The organism is Coprococcus eutactus, assembly GCF_001404675.1.
In the GTDB taxonomy this organism is placed as follows: Bacteria; Bacillota; Clostridia; order Lachnospirales; family Lachnospiraceae; genus Coprococcus; species Coprococcus aceti.
In genome coordinates this window covers 261,492-282,024 of sequence record NZ_CYXU01000001.1, presented here as the reverse complement: position 1 = coordinate 282,024, position 20,533 = coordinate 261,492, and the positions used below count along the sequence as shown (strand labels likewise).

The 20,533-nt window shown below is 46.2% G+C and carries 21 protein-coding genes; 2 read left to right on the top strand and 19 right to left on the bottom strand.

The window, feature by feature from the left end; genetic code table 11:
• The first annotated feature begins 53 nt into the window (after nucleotides 1-53).
• Entirely contained in the window at nucleotides 54-674 is a 621-nt protein-coding gene (gene sigK, locus ARA78_RS01285) for an RNA polymerase sporulation sigma factor SigK (RefSeq protein ID WP_015533122.1), read from the top strand.
• A 19-nt stretch (nucleotides 675-693) separates the two neighbouring features.
• Here sigK and ARA78_RS01280 read toward each other — a convergent pair whose 3' ends face one another.
• The 9 genes from ARA78_RS01280 to mtaB form a co-directional block, all read right to left on the bottom strand.
• Nucleotides 694-1,923 carry a peptidase U32 family protein gene (locus ARA78_RS01280; RefSeq protein WP_055144916.1) on the bottom strand — a complete coding sequence of 410 codons (1,230 nt, stop codon included), beginning with the start codon at nucleotides 1,921-1,923 and terminating at the stop codon, nucleotides 694-696.
• A 25-nt stretch (nucleotides 1,924-1,948) separates the two neighbouring features.
• On the bottom strand, nucleotides 1,949-2,590 hold the full coding sequence (locus ARA78_RS01275; RefSeq protein WP_015533124.1) for an O-methyltransferase: 642 nt from the start codon (nucleotides 2,588-2,590) through the stop codon (nucleotides 1,949-1,951).
• A 15-nt stretch (nucleotides 2,591-2,605) separates the two neighbouring features.
• On the bottom strand, nucleotides 2,606-3,046 hold the full coding sequence (locus tag ARA78_RS01270; RefSeq protein ID WP_156327922.1) for an endolytic transglycosylase MltG: 441 nt from the start codon (nucleotides 3,044-3,046) through the stop codon (nucleotides 2,606-2,608).
• Between the two features lie 45 nt (nucleotides 3,047-3,091).
• On the bottom strand, nucleotides 3,092-3,439 hold the full coding sequence (locus tag ARA78_RS01265; protein WP_015533125.1) for a YlbF family regulator: 348 nt from the start codon (nucleotides 3,437-3,439) through the stop codon (nucleotides 3,092-3,094).
• Between the two features lie 12 nt (nucleotides 3,440-3,451).
• Entirely contained in the window at nucleotides 3,452-5,116 is a 1,665-nt protein-coding gene (locus tag ARA78_RS01260) for a ribonuclease J (RefSeq protein ID WP_022217240.1), read from the bottom strand.
• Between the two features lie 5 nt (nucleotides 5,117-5,121).
• Nucleotides 5,122-5,400: a DUF1292 domain-containing protein gene (locus ARA78_RS01255; protein ID WP_015533126.1), complete on the bottom strand. Its 279-nt coding sequence runs from the start codon at nucleotides 5,398-5,400 to the stop codon at nucleotides 5,122-5,124.
• A gap of 59 nt (nucleotides 5,401-5,459) precedes the next feature.
• Entirely contained in the window at nucleotides 5,460-5,909 is a 450-nt protein-coding gene (ruvX, locus tag ARA78_RS01250) for a Holliday junction resolvase RuvX (RefSeq protein ID WP_015533127.1), read from the bottom strand.
• A gap of 14 nt (nucleotides 5,910-5,923) precedes the next feature.
• The gene (locus tag ARA78_RS01245; RefSeq protein WP_015533128.1) at nucleotides 5,924-6,181 is read right to left on the bottom strand and encodes an IreB family regulatory phosphoprotein; all 258 of its coding nucleotides are present in this window, start codon (nucleotides 6,179-6,181) and stop codon (nucleotides 5,924-5,926) included.
• A 66-nt stretch (nucleotides 6,182-6,247) separates the two neighbouring features.
• A complete protein-coding gene (gene mtaB, locus ARA78_RS01240; protein ID WP_015533129.1) occupies nucleotides 6,248-7,606 on the bottom strand; it encodes a tRNA (N(6)-L-threonylcarbamoyladenosine(37)-C(2))-methylthiotransferase MtaB in 1,359 nt (452 codons plus the stop codon).
• Between the two features lie 92 nt (nucleotides 7,607-7,698).
• Between mtaB and ARA78_RS01235 the strand changes: the two genes are divergently transcribed.
• Nucleotides 7,699-7,932: an HPr family phosphocarrier protein gene (locus tag ARA78_RS01235; RefSeq protein WP_015533130.1), complete on the top strand. Its 234-nt coding sequence runs from the start codon at nucleotides 7,699-7,701 to the stop codon at nucleotides 7,930-7,932.
• A gap of 101 nt (nucleotides 7,933-8,033) precedes the next feature.
• Here the strand turns inward: ARA78_RS01235 and thiI are convergent, their stop codons facing one another.
• From thiI to lepA, 10 genes are all read right to left on the bottom strand, one after another.
• Nucleotides 8,034-9,221, bottom strand: coding sequence for a tRNA uracil 4-sulfurtransferase ThiI (thiI, locus tag ARA78_RS01230; RefSeq protein WP_015533131.1), 1,188 nt, complete (start codon nucleotides 9,219-9,221; stop codon nucleotides 8,034-8,036).
• A gap of 8 nt (nucleotides 9,222-9,229) precedes the next feature.
• The gene (locus ARA78_RS01225) at nucleotides 9,230-10,375 is read right to left on the bottom strand and encodes a cysteine desulfurase family protein (RefSeq protein WP_015533132.1); all 1,146 of its coding nucleotides are present in this window, start codon (nucleotides 10,373-10,375) and stop codon (nucleotides 9,230-9,232) included.
• 77 nt (nucleotides 10,376-10,452) lie between these two features.
• Entirely contained in the window at nucleotides 10,453-11,211 is a 759-nt protein-coding gene (locus ARA78_RS01220) for a 16S rRNA (uracil(1498)-N(3))-methyltransferase (RefSeq protein ID WP_015533133.1), read from the bottom strand.
• 28 nt (nucleotides 11,212-11,239) lie between these two features.
• Nucleotides 11,240-12,202, bottom strand: a complete 963-nt coding sequence (gene prmA, locus ARA78_RS01215; protein WP_015533134.1) for a 50S ribosomal protein L11 methyltransferase — start codon at nucleotides 12,200-12,202, stop codon at nucleotides 11,240-11,242.
• Between the two features lie 11 nt (nucleotides 12,203-12,213).
• Nucleotides 12,214-13,371: a molecular chaperone DnaJ gene (dnaJ, locus tag ARA78_RS01210; RefSeq protein ID WP_022217232.1), complete on the bottom strand. Its 1,158-nt coding sequence runs from the start codon at nucleotides 13,369-13,371 to the stop codon at nucleotides 12,214-12,216.
• Nucleotides 13,372-13,397: 26 nt separating this feature from the next.
• Complete coding sequence (gene dnaK, locus ARA78_RS01205; protein WP_015533135.1) at nucleotides 13,398-15,245, bottom strand: molecular chaperone DnaK; 1,848 nt, start codon at nucleotides 15,243-15,245, stop codon at nucleotides 13,398-13,400.
• Nucleotides 15,246-15,317: 72 nt separating this feature from the next.
• Nucleotides 15,318-15,983, bottom strand: coding sequence for a nucleotide exchange factor GrpE (gene grpE, locus ARA78_RS01200; protein WP_015533136.1), 666 nt, complete (start codon nucleotides 15,981-15,983; stop codon nucleotides 15,318-15,320).
• 37 nt (nucleotides 15,984-16,020) lie between these two features.
• Nucleotides 16,021-17,061 (bottom strand): heat-inducible transcriptional repressor HrcA, encoded by a 1,041-nt coding sequence (gene hrcA / locus ARA78_RS01195; RefSeq protein WP_015533137.1) that lies wholly within the window; start codon nucleotides 17,059-17,061, stop codon nucleotides 16,021-16,023.
• A 153-nt stretch (nucleotides 17,062-17,214) separates the two neighbouring features.
• Nucleotides 17,215-18,513: a radical SAM family heme chaperone HemW gene (hemW, locus tag ARA78_RS01190; protein WP_015533138.1), complete on the bottom strand. Its 1,299-nt coding sequence runs from the start codon at nucleotides 18,511-18,513 to the stop codon at nucleotides 17,215-17,217.
• Between the two features lie 151 nt (nucleotides 18,514-18,664).
• Nucleotides 18,665-20,479, bottom strand: coding sequence for a translation elongation factor 4 (lepA, locus tag ARA78_RS01185; RefSeq protein ID WP_015533139.1), 1,815 nt, complete (start codon nucleotides 20,477-20,479; stop codon nucleotides 18,665-18,667).
• Nucleotides 20,480-20,533: the final 54 nt, after the last annotated feature.

The window sequence follows — 20,533 nt, the reverse complement described above, 5'->3', positions numbered from 1 at the left end:
CCCGTCCAGCAAATGTACAGCCGGTACAATCAATTTACGGGAGCAGTTCATATATGGAAGCGTTTAAAAACCCACTAACTCCCGAAGAAGAGAAAAAATATATTGCGCTGTGCCTGTCCGGCGACAAGGCTGCCCGCAGCATTCTGATAGAGTACAATCTCCGTCTGGTCGCCCACATATCCAGAAAGTACAATTCCGCCGTGAGGGATCCCGAGGATCTTCTGTCCATAGGCACGATAGGTCTCATCAAAGCCATAGACAGCTACAAGCCCGACAAAGGCTGTAAGCTGTCAGGTTATGCCGCCAAATGTATCGAAAACGAGCTTCTCATGACTCTCCGCCACGAGAAGAAGAAGGCGCGTGAGGTCTCGATCTACGATCCCATCGGCACTGATAAAGAGGGTAACGAGATCGTCATCCTTGACATCATAGGTTCGGAGAACGTCAACGTTCTGGACAAAATGATACAGGACGACCACCTGTGCCTGCTTCCCTCCTGCATATCATCGCTCCTCTCATCCAGGGAGAGGGAGATCATATGTATGCGCTACGGTCTTGACGGGCAGTCACCTCTCACCCAAAAGGAGGTAGCCAGGATGCTCGGAATCTCCAGGTCATATGTATCGCGCATAGAGAAAAAGGCTCTTGGCAAATTAAGAGGATGCCTGGATTGACATCCAGACATCCTTATGATCACTCTTTTCTTCTCAGTATAATACCGGTCTCAAGCTCCTTATCAAGCTTCACCCTCAATTTCTGCTTTGGATGTGGCGCAGAGTCCATGCTGTTTTCTTTCTCGTCGTATATCGCCTGAACCTCGCACTCTATATTTGTTCCATCAAAGCCCATGGCTTCAAGCTTCTCTCCCACCAGGAACTTATTCTTCTGCTCAAAGCATACACAGCCATCCGGGGTAACCTCTCTCACAGTTCCAATATACGTATAGTTTTTTACATATGTGTTGCTATCATATATCTGTGATTCTGAGTCTGTCTTCCCGAAATAAAATCCCGTTGTGAACTGCCTGTATGTGCATTTGGCTATCTCTCTCTTGTAGTATTCCATGTTTGCTCTGTACTTCTCTTCTGACTCCATATAATCATCTATGGCTTTTCTGTAGGTTCTGGCAACGGTCGCCACATACAGAGCCGTCTTCATACGTCCCTCTATCTTGAAGCTGTCTATTCCGGCTTCCATCATCTCCGGGATGTACTCTATCATGCACAGATCCTTGGAGTTAAATATATATGTTCCTCTGTCGTCCTCGTTGACAGTCATATACTCTCCCGGTCTGGTCTCCTCGACGATGGAATACTTCCATCTGCACGGATGGGTGCACGCACCATGATTCGCATCCCTGCCTGTGAAGTAGTTGCTGAGAAGGCATCTTCCTGAATATGATATGCACATAGCGCCATGGATAAATGACTCTATCTCCATATCGTCCGGTATGTTTGCTCTTATCTGTGATATCTCCGCAAGGGACAGTTCTCTGGCAGACACAACCCGCTTTATGCCGTGGTCATACCAGAACTTGTATGTCATGTAGTTCGTGTTGTTAGCCTGTGTGCTTATGTGTAATTCCATATCCGGCATAGTCTCCCGAGCTATGGTAAACACACCCGGATCGGATACAAGAACAGCGTCCACACCTGTATCTTTCAGCTCGCCAAAATAAGCTCTTATTCCATCCAGATCATAGTTGTGTGCAAATATATTGGCTGTCACATACACCTTAGCATTATGTGCATGGGCATATTCCACGCCCTGTTTCATCTCTTCTATGGAAAAGTTGTCTGCTTTCGCTCTGAGGCCAAATGCCTGTCCGCCTATATACACTGCGTCAGCTCCATAGTCCACGGCCACCTTGAGCGTGTCCAGTCCGCCCGCCGGGACAAGAAGCTCTGGTTTCTTATCTCTCATATCGTTTCCTCCAACCATTTTTCGTTTATTTCCTGATACTAAGGCTCATTCCATCCCCTATATTGAGTATGGCCGTCTCCAAATGTTCATTGTGGGTGAGCTCGTACAGGTATTCTCTCATCCTTGAATGTATCGTTCTGTTTCTTCTGGTAACTGCAAATCTGCTCTCAAGGACATCTCCGTCCTGAAGCACGTTGTCGCAGAGCAATACCCCCTTCGGAGCTAGCAGCCGTATAGCCTCCGTGAAAAAATTGCCATACTGACCCTTAGCTGCATCCATGAACACCATATCATAGTTTTCTGTCATACCCGGTAATATCTCCAGTGCATCGCCCTCAAGCAGGGTGATCTTGTCTGAAGCCCCGGCTCTGACTATATTCTTCTTCGCCTCTTCTATTCTCGGCTGATAATTCTCTATAGTTGTTATATGTGCGTCATCATCCAGAAATCTACTCATAAAAATGGCAGAAAAGCCAACGGCTGAACCTATCTCAAGAATCTTCTTCGGCCTGTTCATAAGAATCAACATCTTGATGAACTCTCCGGCCTCTCGTCTTATGATAGGTACCCTGTTCTCTTCTGCCTCTCTTCTGATCGAGGTCACAACCTCATCGTAGTCTGTATTGAAGGAATTGATAAATGACGCAAGTCTTTCATCACATACCATAATTATCCTCTCTGTCTATTCCTCGGCACTGTCCTCACCGGAGGAATCATCACTGCTGTCTCCGTTGCTATCCCCCGAGGAACTCTTGCCATTTCCCGTTATGATCTCTATTATCTCCTGATTTGTATCGCTCGGTGCTATCTGATATGTACCAGGCTGGATATCATCTGCATATCCGCCTATTCTGACCTTCAGTATAAAAGCGTATTTGTCCTTGATGACCTCCGCCGTCTTAAGGGAATCCGCCACATCAAGAAGCGGCTCGTCCTGAGTTATCTGTATAGTTGCCTTACGGTTGCTGCCCGGATCCGCAGCCCTTGTGGCAAACACCTGATACGCAAAATCATACGAGTATGAGAAAGCCTTTACCAATATAAATAAAATACATACATTGATGAATAGTCCAAAAAGGAATCTCAGAATCTTCTTCATACTTCTAGCACTATCTAAAGCCATAATCGTTATTCTCCTTGTTCACAAATACATCTCAGCCAGCGCGAATCACCGGGCGTCCTCATCTATGATATCGAAATCAAGATCGTCCGCTATCTGTTCATATACAAGCTTCATCATTCTCACCAGCTTCTGCTCCGCCCTGATAAAGTCATTGACTATAGTATCATGGACTATGGAGTCATATTCCATGAATAGATTATTAACTTCATCATATGGATTGTCAAGCATTTCGTTATTCTGTATTTCATAATTTTTCTTACGAAATTCCATGAGCTGCTGAAGTTTTTCTGGTTTCTGTCTAAGTTTATCCTTGCAATACTGATAATTCTTGTAGACATCAGAATCCTTGATGCACGCATTCAATTGTCTGCTAAGTTCCAATGTATCTGTCATTTTCTCACCCTTCTACACCTCTGTGATTATAGGAAGGATCATAGGGCTTCTCTTTGTCCTCTTCCAGAGGAACTCTCCCATGTCATCCTTTATCACGGATTTGATCTTACCCCAGTCTGTCACGCCGCGGCTCAGGCATCTGTCGAGAGCCTCCTGACATGTGATCCTGCAGTCTTCCATAAGTGTCTCAGACTCCCTGACGTACACGAAGCCTCTTGACACTATATCCGGTCCTGCAACAAGCTGGTTGCTGTATCTGTCCAGGGTCACAACTATGATTATGAGACCATTCTGTGACAGAAGCTGTCTGTCTCTGAGGACAATATTTCCAACATCTCCAACTCCAAGTCCATCCACAAATACTCCCTGTGCAGGAACCTTGCCGACAACGTCGAACTTCTCCTCGCCGATCTCAAGAACATCGCCTGTGGTCATGATCTTGACATTCTCCTTAGGGATTCCCATCTCAACTGCAAGCTCTGCATGTCTCTTGAGGTGTCTGTACTCACCGTGGACAGGTATTGCATATTTCGGTCTTGTGAGCGCATATATAAGCTTGAGCTCCTCACGGCAGGCATGGCCGGATACATGTGTATCCTCAAATATAACGTGTGCACCCTTCGCCTCGAGCTCATTTATAACCTTGAATACCGCCTTTTCATTTCCCGGTATAGGATGTGAGCTGAAAATGACCACATCACCAGGCTTTATGGCTACTTTATTGTGTATGGATGCAGCTATACGTGACAGCGCAGCCATGTTCTCTCCCTGACTTCCCGTGGTGATGAGAACAACCTTCTCATCCGGGTAGTTCTTCATCTCGCTTATATCTATGAGTGTGTTATCCGGTATGTTGATATATCCAAGCTCGGACGCCGTGGTGATGATGTTCACCATGCTTCGTCCCTCTATGACAGCCTTTCTGCCATACTTGTAAGCTGAATTGATGATCTGCTGTACTCTGTCAACGTTGGATGCAAATGTCGCTATGATGATCCTGTGATCCTTGTTGTCGTTGAACAGGTTGTCAAATGTTCTTCCCACTGTCTTCTCTGACTGTGTGAAGCCCTCCTTCTCAGCATTTGTCGAGTCAGCCATGAGTGCAAGCACACCCTTCTTGCCGAGCTCAGCAAATCTCTGAAGATCTATGGTTCCACCAAATACCGGTGTGTAGTCTATCTTGAAATCTCCGGTGTGGACAATAAGTCCGGCCGGTGTGTATATGGCAAGGGCCGCCGAATCTGCTATGGAGTGGTTTGTTCTGATAAATTCCACTCTAAATGCCCCAAGATTTATATTCTGACCATACTTTACAACCTTTCTTCTGGTGTTGTTCATAAGGTTGTGTTCCTTCAGTTTGTTCTCTATAAGACCCATGGTCAGCTTGGTCGCATAGATCGGCATGTTTAATTCTTTCTCAATGTACGGTATGGCTCCTATGTGATCCTCATGTCCATGGGTAACCACGAGTCCCCTGACCTTGTCCGCGTTTTCCTTGAGATAGGTGACATCAGGAATTACCAGATCGATTCCTAACATGTCGTCCTCAGGGAATGCCAGTCCGCAGTCAATGACTATGATAGAGTCCTCATACTCTATCGCAGTGATATTCATTCCAATCTGTTCCAGACCGCCCAAAGGAATGATCTTCACTGTCTCTTTATTATTCTTATTCAATTTTCTTATACCTCCAAATTTACGTCCTCAAGCAGCTCGTCAAATATCTTGATGACCGCCTCTAATTCATTTTCATCTTCCACAATATCGTATGCTGCCATCTCTTCCGTATCAGCTCCGTTGTTCTCGCGAAGGATAAGGAATGATTCATCATCCGCCTTGTCTATAACGAACAGATAATTCACGCCGCCAAGTGTGGTCTGCTCCACAACCGAGAATTCCACTTCTGTTCCATCTTCTGCTTCAAATATGATACTGTTGTCCGTCTTCCTGTTCTCTGCCATATAAACCTCTTAATACTTCTTCAGGCGTACACAAAACAAAGGCAGAAGGTCTGTGTCTATCACAGACTGCTGCACTTCGCATCAAGATAGTTCTGCAGTATGACCGCAGCCGCCATCTTGTCTATGTACGTCTTCCTGTTCTCTCTTCTCACTCCGCTGTCCATAAGGATCCGCTCTGCCTCCACAGTGGTAAGGCGCTCATCCCACAGAACAACCTCAAGTCCTGTTCTGCGCTCAAGATCCTCCTTGAATGCCTGGGTGGCCTCGCATCTGTCTCCCTCTGAATTGTTCATGTTCTTCGGGTAGCCAAGCACTATCAGCTCTATGCGGTCGCGCTCTCCTGCCGCTCCATACTCTTCAAGTATGGCCTCTATGCGGGCAAGTGTCTGTCTCAGCTTGTTCGCCGACTTTCTCTCTATCGTCTCCAGCGGCTGGGCAGTCATCTTGAGCGGATCGCTCACGGCAACTCCCACCGTCTTGGTTCCATAGTCAAGTCCCAATATTCTCATACTATTCTTTTCCTTTACACGAGGTTATTCTTGATGTAGTCCTCAAGTAAAACCTCAATGATCTCGTCTCTCTCCACCTTCATGATCAGGCTTCGCGCGTTCTTGTAGCTTGTGATATATGTCGGGTCACCGCTCATTATGTACCCAACAACCTGGCTTACCGGATTATATCCTTTCTCGGTAAGTGCATCGTATACTTCTCCAATTATCTCGCGTACGTCCAATGTCGCGTCCTTGATTGGAACAATATTCTGTGTACTTTCGTTATTCATCAAATCACGTCCTCATCTTGTTATTATCTCATGAGCCAATTAACATTCCTATTCTAATATAAAAAACTACAAAAGTAAAGGAAGGTTTCCCCCATTTTGGGTATATGTCACATACACAAAGCTGTTCACAAAACTCTCCGGCATGGATATGTCGCCCACATCTATGAGTATATCCATGTATCTCTCCGTATGTCCTCTGAGATATGTCTTATTGTCCTTCTTTACAACCTCTTCCACCAGGACTTCAAGCTCACAGCCCTCAAACTGGGCTTCATATGCGGTCTTGTTGTCATGGGCAAGCTTAAGCAGCACATCGCTTCGCTCATTCTTTATCTCAGGGGCAACCTGCTCTTTCATGGCGGCAGCGACTGTTCCCTTTCTCGGAGAATACTTGAATATATGCATCTCATACAGATTGAGCTCCGTCAGATATCTGACAGTCTCTGCAAATTCTTCCTCAGTCTCTCCCGGGAAGCCCACTATCACATCCGTGGTGAGCGCAGGGGACTTATACGCCTTTCTCAGCATGTCACATTTTTCAAAGTATTGCTCGCAAGTGTACTTTCTGTTCATTCTCTTGAGCACTGAATCACAGCCGCTCTGCAGGCTCAGATGGAAGTGTGGACATACTTTCGAATTGGATGAAATCCTCTCCACAAACTCCTCTGTTATTATCCCCGGCTCAAGTGAACCAAGCCTTATTCTCTTGATTCCTTTGATTTTTGAGATAGCCTCTATAAGCTCTATAAGTGCTCCCTCATTATTCTTATCTTTGCCATATGACGATATGTGTATACCGGTAAGCACAACTTCTTTTATTCCTGCCTCCGCAAGCTCTGATACTTCTGCAAGGATCGCCTCCTGGCTTCTGCTTCTTATCCTTCCTCTTACATACGGGATTATGCAGTATGAGCAGAACTGATTGCAGCCGTCCTGGATCTTGACATATGCCCTTGTGTGTCCCACAGGGACATGGCCGCCCATCTCCTCGTACTCAGTCTCTCTGGATATATCCACGAAGTATTCCATGGCTTCATGATCTTTACCCGGGGCATTTTTTTCATTGTTTCTCACATTAATATAATCATTAACTATTTCTGTGATACTTTTCTTCTTATTGTTGCTTATTACTATATCTATAGCTTCATCCTGCTCGAGAATCTCTCTGGCTGACTGCACATAGCATCCTGCGGCTATCACTATTCCATCAGGATTCATCTTTCTGGCTCTGTGAAGCATCTGCCTTGATTTTTTGTCCGCAATATTGGTCACAGAACAGGTATTTACTATATATATATCTGCTTTTTCGTCAAATTCCACTATATTTGCACCGGCAGCCTTCAGCATGTCGAGCATGCTGTCAGTCTCCGCCTGATTGACTTTGCAGCCAAGTGTTGTGGCAGCCACAGACATTCCTTTTAGCATGTATTTTACACTCCTTATATTGACTTTTGTATTCTATAAAAATATAATAATGACAGTACATAAAAAACTTACAAGGGTTAGGAGGACTATTTATGACAGCAGTTAAGATTTCTTTAAACTCAATCGATAAGGTCAAGAGCTTTTGCAATGACATTGCGAAATTTGACGCAGAATTCGACCTCGTATCAGGACGTTACGTAATTGATGCAAAGTCAATCATGGGTATTTTCAGTCTTGATATCTCAAAGCCTATCGAACTTAACATTCATGCAGAGAGCGGTATCGATGAGATCATGGCTACTCTGAAGCCATACCTTGCAGAATAGTATTTATTCTGCCCCGTATGTTATATGGATCTGATAATCAAAGAGATGCTTATTATGAAGCATCTCTTTTTTGTTGTCTTTTATCACTGTTTTATATTGTTTTACTGCTTTGCGCGACACATAACGACCTCTGCCGTATCTACAGCCTTGCGGTACAATGGCTCGATAATTCCTGTGAGCTTTGCCTCCGACTTCTCTATCGCAGAGAGAACCGGATGTGTAACCGGATGCTTTGCAACAAATGTCGTACAGCAATCCTCGTATGGCAGTATAGATGTCTCGTATGTTCCGATCTTCTCTGATATGTCTACTATCTCCTGCTTATCCATGCCTATACATGGTCTGAACACCGGCATGGTGCTGACCTGGTTGATAACGTTCAGGCTGAACACAGTCTGGCTTGAAACCTGGCCTATGCTCTCTCCTGTTATCGTACACTGACAGTCATTCTTCTCAGCCAGCTCCTCCGCTATCTTGATCATGTATCTCTTCATGATGATCGTGAGCTCCTCATGAGGACAGTTGTCGTATATTGCCATCTGTACATCGGCAAAGTTGACAACATGGAGTCTGATGGCTCCTGAGTAGTTGGCCACAAGACATGCCAGATCTATAACCTTCTGCTTTGCTCTCTCGCTTGTGAACGGAGGTGCGTGGAAATATACTGCCTCCACAACAACTCCTCTCTTGGCTATCATATATGCCGCAACAGGGCTGTCTATACCGCCTGACAGAAGTGCCATTCCTCTGCCGTTCGTTCCAACCGGCAGTCCTCCCGGGCCAGGTATGGTGATCGAATAGATATATGCTACCTTTCTAATCTCCACATTGATTATCTCCTGAGGTGAGTGCACATCCACTGTAAGATCAGGGAACGCCTCAAGGAGGAAATGTCCAAGCTCGGCGCTTACCTCCATGGAAGTCATAGGATATGTCTTGTCATTTCTTCTGGTGAACACCTTGAATGTGAAGTTCTTTCTGTCGTATGCCTTTTCAACATAATCTATTACCTTCTGCTTGAGGTTTTCAAACTCTGTGTTCTCCTCAACCACAACAGGGCATATTCCAACGATACCAAATACTTTTCCAAGGGCATTTACCACATCCTCATAGTCGTAATCCGACTTGCACTCAACGAATATTCTTCCCTGCTCCTTGCGGATATAGAAATCTCCGTAAGGCTTCAGCTTTCTGTTGATGTTCTTACAGAGTATGTCTTCAAATATATATCTGTTCTTTCCCTTTGTGCCTATCTCGGCATACTTTATCATAAATGCCTTGTACTGCATATTTCCTCCTATTTCTTCCTCACATATCTTCTGAGTATCGGTAAAAGTTCCTTGCAGCACTCGACTGCATAATCTATCTGTTCCATTGTATTCTCCGGTGAAAAACTGAATCTCAGTGTGGACTCAAGCTTCTCAGGTGGCAGACCTATGGCCTTCAGCGTGCTGCTTGTGGAATGTTTATTCGACGAACATGCTGAACCGGATGAGACATATATGCCCTTCTCTTCCAGAGCATGAAGCATGACCTCACTTCGCACTCCCTTGAAGGTTATGCTGGCTATATGGGGCGCATCCCCGGAATTACTGTACACATCGTCTATCTGTGTGAGTTCATCTATAAGATGTTCCTTGAGTTCTCTCATGTGCGCTACATTTGCATCGAGATCTCTGTAGGTCATCTCGGCAGCCAGTGCCATTCCGGCTATTCCCGGTACATTCTCTGTTCCTGACCGCATTCCGCCCTGCTGGCCTCCACCGTATATCACAGGCTTGACCTTGACTCTGTCCTTTATGAACAGTGCTCCAACGCCCTTTGGTCCGTGGAATTTATGGCTGCTTATGGACATCATGTCTATTCCCATACGCTTCGGGTATATCACATATTTGCCAAATGCCTGTATGGCATCCACATGGAAGAGCACACTCGGATTCTTCTCCTTTATACGTCTGGCAATGTCCTCCACCGGCATGACAGCTCCTATCTCATTGTTGACGTACATGACTGACACTATGATCGTGTCGTCGTCGACCTCATCTACCAACCGGTCAACATCGACCACACCATCGTTTCCAGTCGGAATCCTGACAACATCAAATCCCATATCCTCAAGGAATGTCAGCGGACTGCCGACTGAGGCATGCTCAACTGCTGTTGTTATGATCTTGTTGCCCGCTCTCCTGTTGGCAAGTGCGCCTCCTATCAGAGCCATGTTGTTGGATTCTGTTCCTCCCGATGTGAACACGATCTCCTTCGCCTGAACCTTGAGCAGCCTGGCTATCTTATCCCTGGCATCGCTCACGTATCTGGCCGCATCCACACCCTTCTGGTGCAGTGATGACGGATTGCCATAGTCCTGTTCCATTAACTTTACCACAAGATCTCTCACCTCTGGATAAACCGGGGTGGTCGCTGAATTGTCAAAATATGCTTCCATGTTGTCTTCCACCATTCCGAAACCGATATACGTCCGGCTTCAAGCTTCTTTCTTTCACTAATCTCTACAATATTGTTCTAATTGTCCCTGTCGGCACTGAACATGATGATCGACATAACCGCCAGTCCGGCCGTCTCAGTGCGCAGTATCCTGTGTCCAAGAGTTATACATTCCGCCCCGGCCGCCATTGCCTGTTCCACTTCTTCCCTGGCAAAGCCACCCTCCGGGCCTATGAATACCCCCAGACTTCTGCGGGCAGAGGACGGTGCTGTCACATCAGCGATGATCTGTCTGGACTTTGCAAGTCCCTCCGCCTCCTCATATGGAATTATATTCATATCAAGAGTCTTCGCCATCTCTATCGCCTGTGCAAATGTTACCGGCTCCGTGATCTCAGGGACGATTCCCCTTCCGGACTGTTTTGCAGCAGACTCCGCTATGATCCGGCATCTCTCAGTCTTCTTTGCAGCCTTCTTTGCATCAAGCTTCACTATGGTGCGCGCAGTGAATACCGGAACTATCCGGCAGACACCGAGCTCCACCATCTTCTGTACTATAAGATCCATCTTATCCGACTTTGGATATCCCTGAAACAGGGTAACCTCCACCGGAAGCTCTGCAAAGTTATCATTCACATCCTCGACGTGGCACAGAACCTCGTCTCTGCCAAGCTCCGATATACTGCACGTATAATCTCTTCCTCTGCCGTTACTGACAGTTATCTCCTGACCCACTTTAAGGCGGAGAACGTTCTTTATATGGTTAACGTCTCCGCCTGTTATACTTATATCTGTTCCTATATCTCTGCCATCTACGTCTACAAAGAATCTGTTCATATTTGATTATTTCCTCTCACACGCTGGTTCATACATGCTTTTTTGCGACAAAGCTTACCCAGTCATTCATGTAGACAGTATCTACGATATCAAAGTTATTGTCAAGAAGAGCCTGTCTGACCTCATCCTCTTTTATGTTTATAATGCCCGATGATATAAAAATACCATCATCCTTCATAAACTTCTGAACTACAGCCGACATTGGAATTATAACGTCTGCAAGGATATTTGCAACTACTATATCATAATTTGCGCCTATTGACTCTACCAGTTTCTGGTCCTCAAGGACATTTCCGCACTTGAATTCCACAGCCTCGGCAGGAATATGGTTCACATCTCTGTTCTCTCCCGCCACATCAACAGCGATCGGATCTATGTCTATACCGAGAACATGCTTTGCACCCAGCTTATTGCAAACAAATGACAGGATACCGCTTCCGCTTCCGGCATCGAGTATCTCATCTCCATCCTTCATGTACTTCTTGAGCTGGCCTATGCACAGTCTCGTCGTCTCATGGGAACCTGTTCCAAATGCTGTTCCGGGATCTATCTCAATTACTATATCCTCATCCGTTGCATCCTCCGGCACTTCCTCCCAGGTTGGCTTGATGATGATATTGTCATACAGTCTGAATGGCTTGAAGTAGGCCTTCCAGTTGTCTCTCCAGTCCTCTTCCTTCGTCTCACTCTCGGTTATCTCACCTGTTCCGACAGGAAGGAACTCTGACAGTCTCCTGATCTCTGCAGCCACCTTATCCTTTATCTCCTGCACGTCAAATGTATCGTCAAGGAAACAGGACACCTTTGCAGTTCCATCATTTTCCGGCATATCATCCGGCAGGAGATCGACAAACATCGTCTCCATCTCCTCCTCAGTGAGGGGAATATTATCTTCTATCTGAACACCCAAAACGCCTTCCTCTTCGAGGAAGGCGCTTATGAGGTCTTCAGCTTCACATGTTGTATCTATTGTGAGCTTCGTCCATTTCATATATTTTATACCTACTTTTTCTTTCTTCTCTTGTGATCGCCAAATGTAAATGGTCCTGCTGAATCTGTTGCAGGTCTTGTCTCTACAAGTGTTGCCTGCTCATACTGATTTAGGATCTTCTTCTGCTCCTCTGTGAGCTTCTCCGGCACCTGTACAACAAGTGTTACATAGTGATCGCCTCGCTGAGTTGGGTTCTTGAGGTTAGGTACTCCTTTGCCCTTCAGCTTTATACGTGTATCTGTCTGTGTTCCTGGTGGTATGGTGTAATCAACCTCTCCTTCGATGGTGTTGATCTTGATAACTCCACCAAGTGCTGCCTGTGTAAATGTGATAGGCTCTGATGAATACAGATTGTACTCCTGTCTCTGGAAGTTTGGATGACGATCAACAAGTATGGTAACTGTAAGATCTCCTCTCTCACCACCGTTGATACCAGGCTCACCCTTTCCTTTGATTCGGATGTTAGTACCATTGTCTACTCCTGGTGGAATAGCTATCTGTATCTTCTTTCTGCTCTTTACATATCCTGTTCCTGCACAGTTGCTGCACTTGTATCTGATGATCTTACCAGATCCACTACAATCAGGACATGTCTGAACATTACGTACAACTCCAAAAAGTGACTGCTGTGTTGTCACTATCTGGCCCTTACCGCCGCACTTGCCGCAGACCTCCGGCTGGTGTCCCGGCTGTGAACCGGTTCCCTTACATACATCACACTCATCCTTCAGTGGGAGCTCAAGCTCCTTCTGGGTTCCGAATATAGCCTCCTCAAAGGCTACTCTGATGGTGGTCTTGATGTTTGCGCCCTTCATAGGGCCATTTGTATTTCTCTGACGGCTTGCGCCACCGAACATATCTCCGAATATATCTCCAAAGATATCTCCCATGTCTGCGAAGTCAAATCCACCAAATCCGTCGGCACCGCCGCCGTTCTGGTCGAATGCTGCATGGCCAAACTGATCATACTTTGCACGTTTCTCAGGGTCACTGAGGACTGAATAAGCTTCAGCTGCTTCTTTGAATTTCTCTGCAGCCTCTTCATCACCAGGGTTCATATCCGGGTGGTATTTTTTTGCTACCACTCGGTATGCCCTTTTGATCTCGGCTTCAGAGGCTCCCTTGGTTACACCAAGGACTTCATAATAATCGGTCTTTGTCTCTGCCATAGCCTTTACCTTTCATCCTCTATATATTAAACCTCTGTGAAATCTCCATCTACAACATCGCCATCTGAGTAATCAGGTGTGCCTGCACCTGTTCCTGCGTTTGCTCCAGGACCGTTCTGCTCATAGAGCTTTGAGAACAGGTTCTGTGCGCTCTCCATCAGCTTATCCTTTGCAGCCTTGATCTTATCTACATCTGCATCGCTCATATTCTCTGCATCTGTGCTGTCTATTGCTGCTCTTAAGGAGTCAAGATCTGCCTTTACGCCAGCCTTGTCAGAATCTGAAAGCTTATCTCCTACCTCGCCGAGTGCCTTCTCTGTCTGGAATGCAAGTGCATCTGCCTCATTTCTTGCCTCGATGCCTTCCTTACGCTTCTTATCCTGAGCCTCGTACTCTGCTGCTTCCTTAACTGCTCTATCGATATCATCATCTGAAAGTGATGTTCCTGATGTGATAGTAATGTGCTGCTCTCTTCCTGTTCCGAGATCCTTTGCTGATACATTTACGATACCATTTGCATCGATATCGAATGTAACCTCGATCTGTGGAACTCCACGTCTTGCTGGAGCGATACCATCAAGTCTGAATCTGCCAAGACTCTTGTTGTCCTTTGCGAACTGTCTCTCACCCTGTACTACGTTGATATCAACGGCATCCTGATTATCCTGTGCTGTTGAGAAGATCTGGCTCTTCTTTGTAGGGATTGTTGTATTTCTCTCGATAAGGTGAGTAGCTATACCACCCATTGTCTCGATTGAAAGTGTAAGTGGTGTAACATCCAGAAGAAGGATCTCGCCTGCACCGGCATCTCCGGCAAGCTTACCACCCTGGATACAAGCACCGATAGCAACACACTCATCAGGGTTGATTCCCTTGAATGGCTCCTTACCTGTAAGTCTCTTAACCTCTTCCTGTACTGCTATGATACGGGTTGAACCACCGACAAGAAGTACCTTGTCAAGGTCTGCTGCTGTAAGTCCTGCATCAGCAAGTGCTGTGTTAACAGGGCCCTTTGTTCTGTCTACAAGATCTGCTGTAAGCTCATCGAACTTAGCTCTTGTAAGGTTCATATCGAAATGCTTTGGTCCATCCTGGTTTGCTGTGATGAAAGGAAGGTTGATGTTGGTTGTTGTAGCTGATGACAGCTCCTTCTTTGCCTTCTCTGCTGCTTCCTTTAATCTCTGCATAGCCATCTTATCGCCTGAAAGGTCGATGCCCTCTGCCTTCTTGAATTCATCAAGCATATACTGTGTAATTGCGTTATCGAAGTCATCACCACCGAGCTTGTTATCGCCGGCTGTTGCAAGAACCTCGATGACACCCTCACCGATCTCAATGATAGATACATCGAATGTACCACCACCTAAATCGTAAACCATGATTCTCTGCTCCTGCTCGTTGTCAAGACCATATGAAAGAGCTGCTGCTGTAGGCTCGTTGATGATACGCTTTACATCAAGACCTGCGATCTTACCGGCATCCTTTGTTGCCTGTCTCTGTCCATCTGAGAAGTAAGCAGGAACTGTGATAACTGCCTCTGTAACCTTCTCTCCTAAGTATCCCTCTGCATCTGACTTCAGCTTCTGAAGGATCATTGCTGAAATCTCCTGTGGTGAATACTTCTTGCCATCTATCTCTACTCTGTAATCTGATCCCATGTGACGCTTGATAGATGAAATTGTCTTATCTGCATTTGTAACTGCCTGACGCTTTGCAGGCTCACCTACTACTCTCTCTCCTGTCTTCAGGAAACCTACTACTGAAGGTGTTGTTCTCATACCCTCTGAGTTAGCTATAACTACAGGCTTACCACCTTCCATAACTGCTACACATGAATTTGTTGTACCTAAGTCAATACCTATAATCTTACCCATTGTCTTTTCCTCCTAGAAAAAAAATTTACAATATTAAGAAATCTCCCACTCCGTGGGTCCTTCTTATGAAGTTTAATTTGCTACCTTTACCATGCTAAATCTGAGCACCTGATCCTTGTACATGTAACCCTTCTGCATCTCTTCAACGATTACATTCTCTTCGTAGTTGTCATCCTCTACATGCATCACTGCATTGTGGAATGTAGGATCAAACTGTTCCCCGGCGCAATCCATAGGCTTTACACCTATGCTTTCCAATGACGTCATAAGCTGCTTATATATATTTGCAACTCCCGACTCGAATGGTCTGTCCTTATCCTCATCAGGAATGGCTGCCATTGCTCTCTCAAAATTGTCTACCACAGGAAGGAGCTTCTCAAGAACTCCCTTTGCACCTATGTCGTACAATTTGCCTGACTCTTTTTCATTTCTCTGGCGGATGTTCTCACACTCCGCAAGAAGTCTTGTGTACTTTGTCTCTGCATCCTTGCAGCGTTCCTTGAGCTTCTCGTTCTCCTCACGGAGAGCCTTGCCTCCACGTCTGTTCTCCTTTGCAACATGCTGTGGCTTTGCAGCCTCTGCCTGCTCCTCCGGAACGTCAACGGTCTCATCGACCTTGACTTCTGACTCAACGCCATCCTTTATCTCTGCTGAAGCATCTCCAACTATGGTCTCGGCTGCTGTCTGCTCTGTCTTAACCTTCTTGTCGGATGCAGTACTGTTATTGCTATCAGCCATTACATATCCTCCTATTCATCGTTATAATCTTATCTGTCTATCCATTGTTGTTAAATATGTCATCAAGCTCTCCGGTGAGTTCCTTGAGCATGCTCACAACTTTCTTGTAATCCATCCTCTTCGGTCCGATTATTCCTATCGTTCCTTTTGCGCCCTCCGGCATCTTGTATGTTGCTGTTACAAGGGAGCAGTCCTTCAGGTTTTCATCGCTGTTCTCCTGTCCTATCAGGATCTGTATGTCGCTGTCCTGCTGGATCACATCCTCCACATGTTTTGCAAATTCTTCTTTGTCCTCTATGTCTTCCAGTGTTCCGAGCAGCTTCTCTGCGGATGACGTGTTCGCCAACTCAGGGTACTTGAGTACATTCGTTGCTCCACTGGTATAAACCTTGAGATCATCGGCCTCATGGATCGCCTCCATGATTCCCTGGAATATCGTCTCAAGGATCTCTGCATATTCACCTGCCTGAACCTTCATGGTCTGTATAAGTTCAAGATTGATATCCTGAAGTGCCGCGCCCTGAAGGAAGGTATTTAGCAGAATATTAAATTTTAAAATATCTTCATTCTTCAGGCTGTACGTCGTCTTGATCAGCTTATTCTTGACTATATTGCCATCAACCATGATGACCGCCAGCAATGTGGTCTCATCAACCTGTGACAACTGGATGAACTTTACTGTGTTGTTGTACTGTGGCATCGTAACCAGTGTTGCGTACTGAGTGTTAGTCGCAAGCACCTTTGCCACCTGCTTGAGAAGCTTCTCAAGCTTATCAACTCTCTGCAGCAGATTCTCTCTCTCTGTCTGATTCTCTGCTTTCTCTTCATTCCTGTCTGCCATGATGCTGTCAACATAAAACCTGTAACCTGCATCCGTCGGAACTCTTCCTGCCGATGCATGTGGCTGGCATATAAAACCCATGTCCTCAAGATCTGACATCTCATTTCTTATGGTAGCCGGGCTGACATTCATGTCGGCCAGCTTGGAAATGGTTCTCGATCCAACGGGCTCTCCAGTCTCCAGGTAATTCGAAACGATCGCTTTTAGAATTCTGACTTTTCTCTCGTCAAGTTCCATACTCTCATTCCTTTTTGCTTTTAGTCTTATTAGCACTCAACATATCCGAGTGCTAACCACTAAACATAATCTAACACTGCCGCCCCCTTTTGTCAACAAAATAACGAATGTTTTTGTGTTTTTTTTATGTTTTGAAGGACGGTCGTGCCAGTATTATTCTATTAAGAAGTCCGCCAGGATCGTGTTGCTTACGTCGATGCCTTTTTTTGTGAGGCGGATCAGGCCGTGGTCATCTTCGAGGTGGCCGGTGGACTTGTATTTATCTATGACGGAGCCGTATATGTCGTAGATGGAGTGTCCAAAGTAGTCGTTGAATTTTTCTGCACTCACACCGGATATCATACGCAGGCCGAGGAACATATATTCCTCCATCAGCCTGTCTGCGTCAAGTTCTTCTTCCACATTGCGCATGTGTTCTATTATATCTCTTGCCTTACCCGAATTTGCGACGTGATCTCCGAATGTCATGAGCTCCCTGTGTCTTGCCATGCCGTCTATGTAGTCTTCCAGACTGGATGTGTTGGTGTAGCGTCTGCCGTACAGGAAGGACGCTGCTCCGATTCCGATTCCTATGTATTCCCCGAGGGTCCAGTAGACTATGTTATGTCTGCACTCGTAGCCAGCTTTGGCGTAATTGGATATCTCGTATCTGTGGTAGCCGCCGGTGCCTAAGAGCTTATTTGTTATGTCGTACATCTGCCTGTCCACGTCCTCATCCGGGATCTGTGACAGCAGGTTCTCATCTGCTGCCAGAGGAGTTCCGTCCTCCACTATGAGGCTGTAGGACGATATGTGCTCCGGCTTACACCTTAATACCTTGTCAAGGGTGTCCAGATATGACCTCATGGTCTGTCCCGGTATGTCTGACATCAGGTCTATATTTATATTGCGAAATCCGGCCTCCCTAGCCATGTCAAATGCGGCGAGGAACTGGTCATAATTGTGTATCCTGCCCAGAGCTTCCAGCTCATTTTTCTGTGCGGACTGAAGGCCTATGCTCATCCTGTTTATGCCATTTGCTATATATTCTGCTGCCTTACGGCTGGTCAGGGTGCCCGGATTTACCTCTATGCTTATCTCCGCATCCTCTGCGACATCGAACAGCTTCCTCACCGTCGTCATTACAAGTGTGATCTCGTCCGGCTCCAGTATGGATGGGGTTCCGCCTCCTATGTATATTGTCCTGACCTTGTGGGTCTCCGCCAAATACGAGTAGCTTTTCAGCTCCTCGCACAGGGCTTCGATGTATTTCTCACGGTACACTCCATATCCCGACATGCAGGCTGCCCCCACCGGAAATGACAGGAAGTCGCAGTATGCACATTTCTTCACACAGAATGGGATATGTATGTATATGCTGAGCGGCTTCTTCTCATATGACTCTAAAACTTCGTCATTATTTGCATCGCCGAAATCCCGATCTGAATTTTCGGTATTTATTATATCTATCATTAGTATCCTTCCTTTTTATTTCAAATATCGTCACCGCATGAAAAAAGCCGCTACTAAGAATGCTCCTGTCAGAATGCTCTCATTAACGGCTTTTCTACGATTCTATTATTTCTTATTTAATATAACCGTGTCACTGTGTTCCCGGTCTTTTCTATTCCTCATCAAGCTTCAGGACAGACATAAATGCCTTCTGTGGTATCTCCACATTGCCCACCTGTCTCATTCGCTTCTTTCCTTCCTTCTGCTTTTCAAGGAGCTTTCTCTTTCTGGATATATCTCCGCCGTAGCACTTGGCAAGGACATCCTTTCTCATGGCCTTGACTGTCTCGCGGGCTATTACCTTGCCGCCTATGGCCGCCTGGATCGGGATCTCGAACAGATGTCTCGGGATCTCGTCCTTGAGCTTCTCGCACATCTTTCTGCCCCTTTCATACGCTGTATCCTTGTGTATGATAAATGAGAGTGCATCGACCTCTTCCTTATTGATAAGGATGTCCAGCTTCACAAGCTCTGAGCGGACATAGCCCTTCATCTCATAGTCAAATGAAGCATAGCCCCTTGAACGCGACTTAAGTGCATCAAAGAAATCGTATATGATCTCGTTCAGTGGGAGGTCGTACTTGAGAAGCGCTCTTGTCTCCTCCATGTACTCCATGCTCTTGTACACGCCTCGTCTCTCCTGGCAGAGCTGCATGATGGCACCCACATACTCTGTTGTGACCATGATCTCCGCATCGACAAATGGCTCCTCCATGTACTCTATGGTGGATGGATCCGGCAGATTCGACGGATTGGTGAGCTCTATCACATTCCCATCTGTGGTATGTACCTTATATACAACGCCTGGCGCTGTGGTTACCAGATCAAGATTGAACTCCCTCTCCAGTCGCTCCTGAACTATCTCAAGGTGAAGCAGTCCAAGGAAACCACATCGGAAACCAAAGCCCAGTGCTATGGATGTCTCCGGCTCAAAGCTGAGCGCCGCATCATTTAACTGAAGTTTCTCAAGGGCATCCCTGAGATCCGGATACTTTGCTCCATCCGCAGGATAGAGTCCGCAGTATACCATAGGCTGTGCCTTCTTGTATCCAGGAAGTGCCTCGTCACATGGCCTGTCCGCCTGTGTGACTGTATCTCCCACTGTGGTATCCTGTACATTCTTAAGGCTGGCTGTTATGTAACCAACCATACCGGCTGACAGCTCATCACATGGGACAAATCTTCCCGCTCCAAATATTCCGACCTCAACCACCTCAGCCTCAGCTCCGGTGGCCATCATCCTTATGGTGGTTCCCTTCTTCACGCAGCCGTCAAATAATCGGCAGAATATGATAACTCCCTTGTAGGAGTCATACAGACTGTCGAATATAAGTGCCTTGAGTGGAGCCTCAGGGTCACCGTGCGGTGCCGGCACCTTCTTCACGACCTGTTCAAGCACTTCTTCTATATTAATTCCATTCTTTGCCGATATCCTTGGGGCATCCTGTGCCTCTATTCCAATGACATCCTCGATCTCGTTCACGACCCTCTCCGGATCTGCTGACGGAAGGTCTATCTTGTTGATGACCGGCATGACATCAAGGTCATGATCCAGCGCCAGGTATACATTCGCCAGGGTCTGCGCCTCTATGCCCTGTGCGGCATCAACCACAAGTATGGCTCCCTCACAGGCTGCCAGACTTCGAGATACCTCATAATTGAAATCCACATGTCCCGGAGTGTCTATGAGATTGAATATGTACTCCTGTCCATCATTGGCATTGTACACGATCCTGACACACTGTGCCTTGATGGTGATTCCACGCTCCCTCTCAAGATCCATATTGTCAAGAACCTGATTCTGCATCTCCCTGCTGGTCAGAGTTCCGGTCTTCTCTATGATCCTGTCGGCAAGTGTTGATTTACCGTGGTCTATATGCGCTATTATACAGAAATTTCTTATCTTTGACTGGTCTAAATGCTCCATGTCTTCACATCCTTATCTATGTCCCGCGCCTTGTATGCGCAGGCTCTTTTATTC